Raw genomic sequence first — 9,884 nt, 5'->3', positions numbered from 1 at the left:
TCCTGATTTCAGGAGGAAACTTAAACAGCAACCTTCTCAAGAATCTCCCGCTTCTATAAGCGGGAGAGGTTCAATTACACAACTAATCCTTGCATTATCGTGGGGAATACGGTACAATCGCAGTGAGCAATAGCTGTATATTGCACTAGTGGGACAAAAAGTGTACCACCTGGAACAGAAATGTCAATCGTTACGTGTACGTGAGTAGAAAAGGAGAAATCTCTATGCTGAAAAAAACAAAGATCGTCTGCACCTTAGGCCCCAGTTCCAATACCCCGGAAATTATCGAAAAGATGATTAAAGCCGGCATGAACGTTGCCCGCTTTAATTTCTCCCATGGTTCTCATGAAGAACATAAACAGCGCATCGACATGGTCCGCGCTGCCTCTCAGAAACTGGGTATCCCGGTTGCACTGCTCCTCGACACGAAAGGCCCGGAAATCCGTTTGGGCAAATTTAAAAATGGTTCGATCATGATGGAAGCCGGCAAAGACTTCACCTTGACGGCCCGTGACGTAGAAGGCGACGAAACCATCGCCTCCATGAACTATAAAGAATTACCGCAGGACGTCAAAGCTGGCGACCATATCCTCTTGTCGGACGGCCTGGTCAACTTGGAAGTTGTCAGCGTCGAAGGCGAAGACATCCACACGAAAATCCTCAACAGCGGCAAGATGAGCGACCGCAAGCGCGTTGCCGTACCGGGTATTGCCATCAATCTGCCGGCTGTTTCTGAAACCGATGCCGATGATATCGAATTCGGCTGCCGCATGAACCTGGACTGGATTGCCGCTTCCTTTATCCAGCGCGGCAAAGATGTCCTGACGATTCGCAAGATTTTGGAAAAACATGACAGCCACATGAAAATCATCTCCAAGATCGAATGTCAGGCTGCTGTCAACAACATCGACGACATCATCAAGATGAGCGACGGCATCATGGTAGCCCGCGGCGACCTCGGCGTCGAAGTCCCGGCTGAAGAAGTCCCGATGCTCCAGAAAGTCCTCATCCATAAATGTCAGGCTGCGGGCAAACCGGTCATTACGGCTACGCAGATGCTGGAATCGATGTGCAACAATCCGCGTCCGACTCGTGCGGAAACGAGCGACGTTGCCAACGCTATCCTCGACGGCACGGACGCCATCATGCTCAGCGGTGAAACGGCTGGCGGCCTCTATCCGGTAGAAGCCGTTGAAACCATGGCCCGTGTTGCAACCTTTACAGAAAGCAACTTCACACCGAAATCCTATGAAGACGTCGATGCTGAATCGGCTACGACGACAGAATCCATCGGTAAAGCTGTCGTTAAGATTGCCAAGGACCTTCATGCTGCTGCTATCATCGCTTCGACAGAACGCGGCGGCACAGCCCAGATGATTTCCAAGTTCCGGCCGGCCTGCCCGATTGTGGCTGTATCGCCGCATGAAGCCATCGTCCGCCGCTTGCAGCTCAACTGGGGCGTTCAGGCCGTCGTCGGTAAAGAAGCCAGCGATACCGATGCTGTCGTCGACAATGCTATCTTTGCAGCTCTCGACAACGACCTCATCAAAGCCGGCGACCTCGTCGTCCTGACGGCCGGTGTTCCCGTTGCCAAAGCCGGTTCGACCAATATGATCCGCGTCCAGGTCGTCGGGGATGTCCTCCTCCGCGGTACTGGCATCGGCCGTAACTCGGCCATCGGCAAAGTCTGCGTCGCCGATTCCAAAGAAGACCTGGAAAAGAACTTCACCGATGGCTGCATCCTCGTGCTCCGTTCGGCCCGTGCTGATTTCGTCGATTATATGAAACGGGCCAGCGCTATCGTTTCTGAAGAAGCCGGCCTTACCAGCGAATCGGCTATCGTCGCCATTACCCTCGGCATCCCGACCGTCGTCGGCGCAGCTCACGCAGCCGATACCCTGGAAAACGGCGAAGTCGTCACCGTTGACGCCAGCCGCGGCACCATTTTCCGTGGCGAAGCCAACGCACGATAGGCCTCGCCTGATAGAAAAGGTGTCTGCAGTCCGGCTTTTGTAGGGGGCGCCCCGCGTGGTCGCCCCTACGATAAAAGGAGCTGTCGCGATGCGGCAGCTCCTTTTTTTGTGTCCAAAATGTGCTCATTGCTTTAGCTGGTTGTTAGAATTTGGGACTATACTTTTAGTCAATCCAAACAGTTCTAACCGCAAAGGAGCGATGGTTATGAGATATTCTAAATTTACTATCATCATGCTCAGTCTGGCGATGAGCCTTTCTGCTTCTCTGGCCCTGGCGAAGGATGGGGCCATGCCGCCGTCACCGCCTTCGGGGGCGATGCCGCAGGGTGCTCCTCCGCAGGGGAATCCGCCGCAAGGGATGCCGCCGCAGGGGCAGGCCGGGAAATCTTTATCTGAATTTACTGCCGCCCAGCGCATTACCGGTACGGCCCAGACCCTGGCCAACAAGTCGATCCTGGCCAGTGGTTCTGACCAGAATGTCGTCCTGGCTGAACAAGGGGCCGATGTAACCCTGGATACGGTCAACCTCATCAAGACTGGCGATACGACGAGCGGCGACGGCAGCAATTTCAATGGGCAGAACGCCGTTTTCCTGGCTTCTCAGAGCAAGGCCAAGCTGAACAACGTGGCTATCACGTCGCAGGCCGAAGGGGCTAATGCCGTCTTTGCGACCGGCAAGAAGACTGACGTCACGGTAAAGAATACCCAGATCAAGACGCAGGGGAATTCCTCCCGTGGCCTTGATGCGACCTATGGCGGGACTATCCATGGTGAACACGTAACGATTTCCACGGCCGGTGCTCATTGTGCCTCACTGGCAACGGACCGGGGCGAAGGCAATGTTTACGTGACGGATAGCACGCTTTCGACGAGCGGAAAAGGCAGCCCGGTCATTTATTCGACGGGCAACATTGTCCTGACTAACAGCACAGGTGTGGCCAAAGGCAGCGAAATCGCCTGCGTTGAAGGGAAGAATTCAATCATTGTCGAAAACGATGTCCTCACAGGCTGCGTCAGCCACGGCGTCATGCTCTATCAGAGCTTTTCTGGCGATGCCGGCACGGGGACGGCTTCTTTTACGGCCCGTAATTCGACATTGCGCAATTATTCCGATGGGGCTATGTTCTATGTAACCAATACGAAAGCTGTCGCCAACCTCAGTAATACCGTCATTGAATCGACGAAGAACCCGAACCTTATCGAAGTGACCAGCGACCGCTGGGGTAATAAAGGCAGCAATGGCGGTGACTTCGATTTTACAGCGTCCCAACAGGCTCTCCAGGGCAACATCGTGGCCAATTCCATCAGTACCGTATCGGTCCATCTGACGGACCATTCGACGTGGAGCGGGGCCATGAATCCGAAACATACGGCGAAGACCGCCTCGTTGTCCCTCGACGCCACTTCCGTTTGGGATGTAACAGGTAAATCGTACGTATCGGCCTTGACCGATGATGACCGGACGATGAGCAACATCCACAGCAACGGCTATACCATTTACTATGACAAGAACAACGAAGCCAATGCCTGGCTCCATGGCAAGACGATTACCCTGAAAGACGGCGGCAAAGTGAAACCCTTATAGCCCTATGAATTCCAGCATTTGGATCATGCCGGGAAGGAAAGTGTCGATATCCAGCGATTCCTGCAACGTGTGCTCGCCACGGCTGCGGCAGAAGCCGAAGGAAATGGCCGGGATGCCCTGACTCATGGGGATATTGGCATCCGTACTGCCGGCAATGCACGGCGTCGGCAGGCCGTGACGCTGGCGGATAGCCGTGATGCGGTCTGCCAGGGGATTTTGGTTCAGGCGGCTGCAAGGCCGTTCACCAAGCGGTTCTATTTGGATATGGACCGTTTCCTTTTCCGCACCCTTCAAGATGGATTGGAATGACTGATCCAGTTTATCCAGTTCATCGGCATTTTCTGAACGCAAGTCGACAGTAAATGCCGCCTGGGATGCAATCGAGTTGACCGTCGTGCCGCCTGTAATTGTACCGACATTGTACGTCGTCTTTGGGCTGACGGGTACGGATAAGTGATAGAGCTGGCTGATGATGTCTGCTGCCTCGGCGATGGCGTTGGTCCGGCCGAAATGCATCCAGCTGTGGCCGCCGGCCGCCTCGATGGCGACAGCATAGCGCCGGGAACCGACGGCGGTCGTCACGAACGTATCAAAAGTACAATCGATAGCCACGACTTCGGCAATGCGGTCGTGCCAATCTGCCATGACCTGGCGCATCCCTTTGAGGTTGCCCAGCCCTTCTTCGCCGACATCAAAGGCGAAGAGCAGACCTTGTGGCGGTGTGAGCTGCAAGTCATGGAACATTTTAATGATAAATAAGAGTCCGGCAATGCTGGCGCTGTTGTCACTGCACGACGGCGCAAACAGGATATTGCCATTTCGACGGATCGGTATTTCCTGTAAATCTTGGAATACCGTATCCATATGCGCGGTGTAAAGGGCGACCTTTTCACCGCTTTTTATATGGCAGGGATAGAGGATGTTTCCTGCTTCATCGCGATATGCATCCACAGCCCCCCATTGGTGTAAATGGCGCAATATCCATTCACTTTTGGCTTGCTCGTGGCCCGTCGGTGATGGAATCGAAATAATATCGCAAAGCCATTCCATAAAATCACGGCCGTGCTCCCGTACATATTGTTCAATCTCTTCATTCATGATGATGACTCCTCTCTCAGCATGGTAACCTTATTATAGCATGGAAAAGACGCAGACCGCAGTTCGCTGAACGACGAACGGCCTTTCCCCCGGCCGCCAGGCCCAAACATTAACGTTTCCTTAAAAATTTTGGATTTAATTCAAAAACGATTAGAAAACGATTAGAATTTTTAGCTAGCCCTGTTTTGTGGTGTATGATGGAATTAGAAGCCGTTCTATTGCGGAGCGGGAATGATTATTATACAATAAAAGTGAATCTGGAGGTGTGACATCATGTCCGATTCGGCACAACAGGCCAAAGCGCAAAAGAAAGCGTATGACGAGGCGTGCAAGTGGGTCCTTTCGGAACGGGAAATCATGGCCCATATCCTCAAGGCCTGCACGGAAGAATTCAAGGATTGTAGTTTGCAGGATATTGCGCGGCGCTATATCCAGGGCAAACCGAGTATCAGCCGCATTGCCGTGGAACCGGAAGCTATTTCACCACGCATCGAAAGTGAGCAGACGGAAGACAAATCCAAAACAGAAGGAACGGTGTATTACGACATCCGTTTCCATGCCGCAGCTCCCGTGGATGGAAAGCGCATCCAGCTTATCATCAACCTGGAAGCGCAAAACGATTTCAATCCGGGTTATCCGCTACTAAAGCGGGCCGTTTACTATTGCGGCCGTATGATTTCCAGCCAGTATGGCACGGTTTTTGTGAAGTCTCATTATGAAAAAATCCAGAAGATCTATTCCATCTGGATTTGTACGATGCCAACGAAAAAATGGGAGTACAATATTTCAAGATATCGGCTCACGGAAGAACATTTAATGGGTCATGCACAGGCCGAGCGGAGCCATTACGATTTAATCAATATCGTCTTGGTCTGTTTGGGCAGCAAGGGTTATAAGCAGCTAAAAGGCATTTTGCGATTGCTGAATATGCTGCTCTTGGATAACATCAGCTCCCAAGAAAAGCAGAAATTATTGGCGAAAGAGTTTAACGTAACAATGACACCGCATTTGGAGAAAGGAGTGGCAGCAATGTGTAACCTGAGTGAAGGTATTGAAAAACGTGGAGAAAAACGTGGTTGGGATTTGGGTAAACAAGAGGATGTATTGGAAATGCTGAAAGATGGTGTACCCTTTGAAAAAATTGCTCAGTATACCAATCTATCCTTGCAAGTCATTGCCGATATTGCCAAGCAAAATAAATTGATTTAATTTATAGTTTGTAGTCATGAAGAAAATGGAACGCTGGCTGGCGTACTTTGCTAACCAGCTCATACCATCGTAGGGGTCGCCCGTGGGCGACCCGTCAGTATGATAGGGCTTGTCTTGTTCATATGTGTAGATTAGAAGGAGGGGAACTGATTATGAGCGATGAAGCCATCCATAAAGCCGTAGATGCCGCTCGGACCTTCCTTCAGAATGACGCCGAACGCCTGGCCTACATCAACCGCGAACTCGCCATCCTCGACTATAATTCAGACCATCGCGATGCCTTTGAAGAGGGAGAGGCCAAAGGCCGTAAAGAAGGCGAAGAGAGACTTGGAATGTTGATGAGCCTTTTATTTAAAGAAAATCGTTACGACGATGCGAACAAAGCGGCTGCTGATGTTGATTTTCGTGAAAAACTTTTCAAGGAATATGGGATTTAGTTGGTGAGAGGCCAGGCGTGAAAGCATAGACTATCATGCCTGGCCTTTTTTCGGACTCAGATGCGGCGTCCCGCTGTGATATTCGACTATAACCTATTCTTATATGATGGCAAGCTTTTTCGAGCTACGAACAACAAGCCACGAGCCACGGCATTTCCTCGGATTCAGATGCGGCGTTCCGCCGTGACAGACTCAAACTGACAACGACGCTTCGGGAAACCCTCCGAGCGTAGCGGGCCGCCCGCCGCTGCCATCTGTCCAGGAAATCGTCTCCTGCATTGACGGGGTAGAATGGATCTGGGCGGCCCCTACGGTATCGCATACAGGCGATGGGGGAGAGCGCAGGGCCGTCAGCCGTGAGTTGAGAATTGACAGGATTAGTTGATTTCATTATAATAAGTGTAGAAGTTTTGAGTTTGTTCAATTGTAACACGAAAACCCCCAGAGGCGGAATCTCTGGGGGTTTTCTTTTTGTGGTGCTCGACAGGAACACACTGGGGCTAGTTGCTCATAAGGGCAATAATGGTGTCTAACCACTTGCATAGGTAGTAAGAGACTACGCTAGCCATGACAGCCATTAGAAAGTTTGTGAGTTTGTTCAAGAGTAACACCCCCTTACCTGCTCAGTATAGGGGAGAGCAACGTTGATATTATACCATAAATCGGGATTATGTGCGGCGTCCCGCCGCGACAGATTCATGAAATGAGCGCAGTTCGCAGGCCGCAGATGGCAGGTCGCCTTGGTCCTGCGGACCGTAAAAAAATACACGGCCAACGGCCTTGTGCGTAGGGGCCGCCCTTTAACCTCTCAGACCGCCTTTGGCGGCCAGCTCCCCTATAAAGGGAGCCTTGTGCGTCCCGCTGTGAGATTCGAGCACAGCCTATTCGAGTATGATGGCAGGCTTTTACGAGCTACGAATCACGAACAACGAGCCACGGCTTTTTTTCGGAATCAAATGCGGCGTTCCGCCGCGACAGACTCGTGAAATGAACGCAGTTCGCAGGTGGCCGGTCGCAGTTCGCAAAAAAACGGCCCCGACTGGGGCATTTTATACGAGCCGAGGGTCGTTCGAGGCGATGTTGTTCTTTTGAGTCTGTTGCCGCGAAGCGGCATTTGAGTCCAAGGCGGCCTGCGACCTGCGAACTGCGGCCTGCGACCTGCGGGGCCGTCAGGTCCACATTCGATGAACGGCTTTACTCCCGGCCATTAGGCCCTAATATATGATTATCATTTTCTTTTAATTACATAAATGACCGCTTGCGTCAAAAAAACGTCGTTTTGCGACAAATCCGTCTTGTCATCAAAATTACATCGTATAATGCAAATAGATAAATTATCTTGCTGTGTGATATATGAAATCCGAAAATGTCATCTTAAAAACAAAAGGTAAAAGATGATAAAAGCGGATGATTTTGTTGGAATAAGCTAAAGAGCATACGAAAGTATCATATTCAACAAAAGAATTTTATATTACACGCTAAGCAAGGAAAGTCATTGTATATACAATAGAAAAGTAATTAAATGCTGTTCACGTTAATATATGCGATGCTAAGAACAAGGAGGCGGAGATTTATGAATAAGATTTATAAGGTAGTATGGAATACAGTTCGCAATTGTTACGTAGTTGGATCCGAACTGATTAGCTCGAAATCGGGCAGACATAGCACATCGAATGGCAAGTCTTCGAGTTTGAAAGTTACCTTGACCGTACTGGCGCTCTGCGGAATGACGGCTTTAGGAAGCGGAGTGGCTCCAGCGTACGCGGCGGATACGGGTGCAACGACAGCCATGAATCAATATGTCGCATTAAAATATGATAGTTCTAATAACCAGAATGAGACATATGAACGAATCAATGGAAAGCGGCAAACAGTTACAACGTTTGGTAGACAAAAGTATATTAAGGTTAATTCTGGTGTAACTGATAGTGCTGGACGACCTGTTTATTATTGGGTTCGCGAAGGCTATTCGTTGACTATGGTCGATGGCCAGCCTTATACGTCGTTATCGAGTAATGGTCGTCGGGCTGATGTTAGCTGGACAGGTGATGCGAATGCCAAACCGTCGGATATCTTAGAAAGCGTTACTTCGACCCATGTCCAAACGAATGTGACGACCAATGTTGGTGAAACGTTGCAGCAAGTCAATGCCGGGACTTACGCAGGTGTTACCAATTCCGGCGGGACAGAGGTTGCCGGCAGCTGGGATTACATCGTCAAAGACTCCAGTTGGAAAGGCGTCGTCAGTGATTCGAATTATCGCAACGGATACGCTGACTTGATTTCTAATAATGGAAAGCCCAGGGGCTTTGTCAGAACTACGGATGCAGGTTCTAAATTAGCTTGGAATGCTACCCTTAACGCATATACGTATAATGGAAAAGTTGTCGATTATAGCAATATTTATGTCATTGATGGAGAAATCGGTGTCTTCACTAATGCTTCGGGATCTGACGTTTATACAGGAACGGTCTTTGGGAAAAATAATGAAGTTTTGATGACTGTCAAAAAATCTGATGGTAATTATTATAGCTATTGGGGCGCTGAAGTCAATGACGCTGGTGCTACGATGGATACCTACCGGGTAGCCGAATACCAGAAAGACCTAAACGTCTTGCGGGACAATGACTTTGCACTCTATCACAACGATATTAAGTCTGTAGATATGAGCACGGATGCTTCCTCGGCAACTATTTCTCTCATGCGTAACGGTGATGGCACGAGCAGTCCGGCTGTCGATGGAACGTTGACCATTACTAATGGTGGCGGCACAGGTGGTCATGACACCTATGTTAGTATTTCCAACACGACGAATGGACAAGAAGTTTCTAAGACCTTCACGACAGGCTCGAAAGTAGAAGCTATCAAAGCGACGGAAAGTACAACGGATATTACCGGCCTTAAAATTAATGGTGAAACCTACAACATCAAGACTGGTCAGAACTACACGGCTGGGGATAATATTACCATCAACGGTAATGAAATCTCTGCGACTGATACAGATACCACCTACACGGCTGGGGACAATGTAAATATCGGTGAGGACAATGTGATTTCTGCTACGAATACTACTTTGGTTAAAGGAAAAGCAGAAAAGAAAGGTGACAGCTATATCGTTAAAGATACGGCTGGGAATGAAGTTACTCTGGAAGACGTAGCCAGCGCTAGCAAACTGACGGAAGTCAATGATCAGGTCACGAAGAATACCCAGAATATTACAAGGAATACGACAAACATTACTGAACTCGGTGAAAAGTTAAAAGGCGCTGTTATGTATGACAGCACGGCTACTGGCTTTGACAAAAACAACGTTACCTTGGGCGGTACTCCTTATGATAGTGCAACGAAGACCGGTGGTACGAAGATTACCAACCTGGCCAGAGGCACGAATGACTCTGACGCTGTTAACTTCTCGCAGTTGAAAGAAGTGAAAGCAGCTGACAAATATGTGACCAGCGGTACGATTGATAAGGCCAATGGTACGATGAAGCTGAACGTAGCCAACGTGTCGACGCCGGTCTCCATTACCGGACTGACGGATTATCAGGTCACGCAGGATGGCAGCAGCTATGATGCAGAAAA

General features: G+C 49.9%; 6 protein-coding genes and 1 pseudogene. 6 read left to right on the top strand and 1 reads right to left on the bottom strand.

Annotated elements, in window-relative coordinates:
• Window positions 1-224: 224 nt before the first annotated feature.
• Window positions 225-1,973 carry a pyruvate kinase gene (gene pyk, locus ACE418_RS13020; RefSeq protein WP_416451008.1) on the top strand — a complete coding sequence of 583 codons (1,749 nt, stop codon included), beginning with the start codon at window positions 225-227 and terminating at the stop codon, window positions 1,971-1,973.
• Window positions 1,974-2,178: 205 nt separating this feature from the next.
• Window positions 2,179-3,558 carry a proline-rich domain-containing protein gene (locus ACE418_RS13015; RefSeq protein WP_416451007.1) on the top strand — a complete coding sequence of 460 codons (1,380 nt, stop codon included), beginning with the start codon at window positions 2,179-2,181 and terminating at the stop codon, window positions 3,556-3,558.
• Here ACE418_RS13015 and ACE418_RS13010 read toward each other — a convergent pair.
• On the bottom strand, window positions 3,553-4,656 hold the full coding sequence (locus ACE418_RS13010) for a M20/M25/M40 family metallo-hydrolase (protein ID WP_416451006.1): 1,104 nt from the start codon (window positions 4,654-4,656) through the stop codon (window positions 3,553-3,555). The two genes, ACE418_RS13015 and ACE418_RS13010, sit on opposite strands and share 6 nt — an antisense overlap.
• A 273-nt stretch (window positions 4,657-4,929) precedes the next feature.
• Here ACE418_RS13010 and ACE418_RS13005 point away from each other — a divergent pair, with 273 nt between their 5' ends.
• From ACE418_RS13005 to ACE418_RS12990, 4 genes and pseudogenes are all read left to right on the top strand, one after another.
• Window positions 4,930-5,865 carry a hypothetical protein gene (locus ACE418_RS13005; RefSeq protein ID WP_416451005.1) on the top strand — a complete coding sequence of 312 codons (936 nt, stop codon included), beginning with the start codon at window positions 4,930-4,932 and terminating at the stop codon, window positions 5,863-5,865.
• Between the two features lie 152 nt (window positions 5,866-6,017).
• Window positions 6,018-6,302 (top strand): hypothetical protein, encoded by a 285-nt coding sequence (locus ACE418_RS13000; protein ID WP_416451004.1) that lies wholly within the window; start codon window positions 6,018-6,020, stop codon window positions 6,300-6,302.
• Between the two features lie 1,522 nt (window positions 6,303-7,824).
• Window positions 7,825-7,998: pseudogene (locus ACE418_RS12995) on the top strand (ESPR domain-containing protein); the annotation flags it as partial.
• A 282-nt stretch (window positions 7,999-8,280) separates the two neighbouring features.
• Window positions 8,281-9,884 (top strand): hypothetical protein (locus tag ACE418_RS12990; RefSeq protein ID WP_416451009.1); only part of this gene is annotated, 1,604 nt, incomplete at its 3' end.

This window comes from Megasphaera jansseni, from assembly GCF_047974155.1.
Classification (GTDB): domain Bacteria; phylum Bacillota; class Negativicutes; order Veillonellales; family Megasphaeraceae; genus Megasphaera.
The sequence above is the reverse complement of the archived record's forward strand: the minus strand, read 5'-3'. Positions and strand labels throughout refer to the sequence as shown.

Bases quoted from the DNA above. Each gene is read 5' to 3' on its own strand.
- pyk (WP_416451008.1), top strand. From the start codon at position 225: ATGCTGAAAAAAACAAAGATCGTCTGCACCTTAGGCCCCAGTTCCAAT.
- ACE418_RS13015 (WP_416451007.1), top strand. From the start codon at position 2,179: ATGAGATATTCTAAATTTACTATCATCATGCTCAGTCTGGCGATGAGC.
- ACE418_RS13010 (WP_416451006.1), bottom strand. From the start codon at position 4,656: ATGAATGAAGAGATTGAACAATATGTACGGGAGCACGGCCGTGATTTT.
- ACE418_RS13005 (WP_416451005.1), top strand. From the start codon at position 4,930: ATGTCCGATTCGGCACAACAGGCCAAAGCGCAAAAGAAAGCGTATGAC.
- ACE418_RS13000 (WP_416451004.1), top strand. From the start codon at position 6,018: ATGAGCGATGAAGCCATCCATAAAGCCGTAGATGCCGCTCGGACCTTC.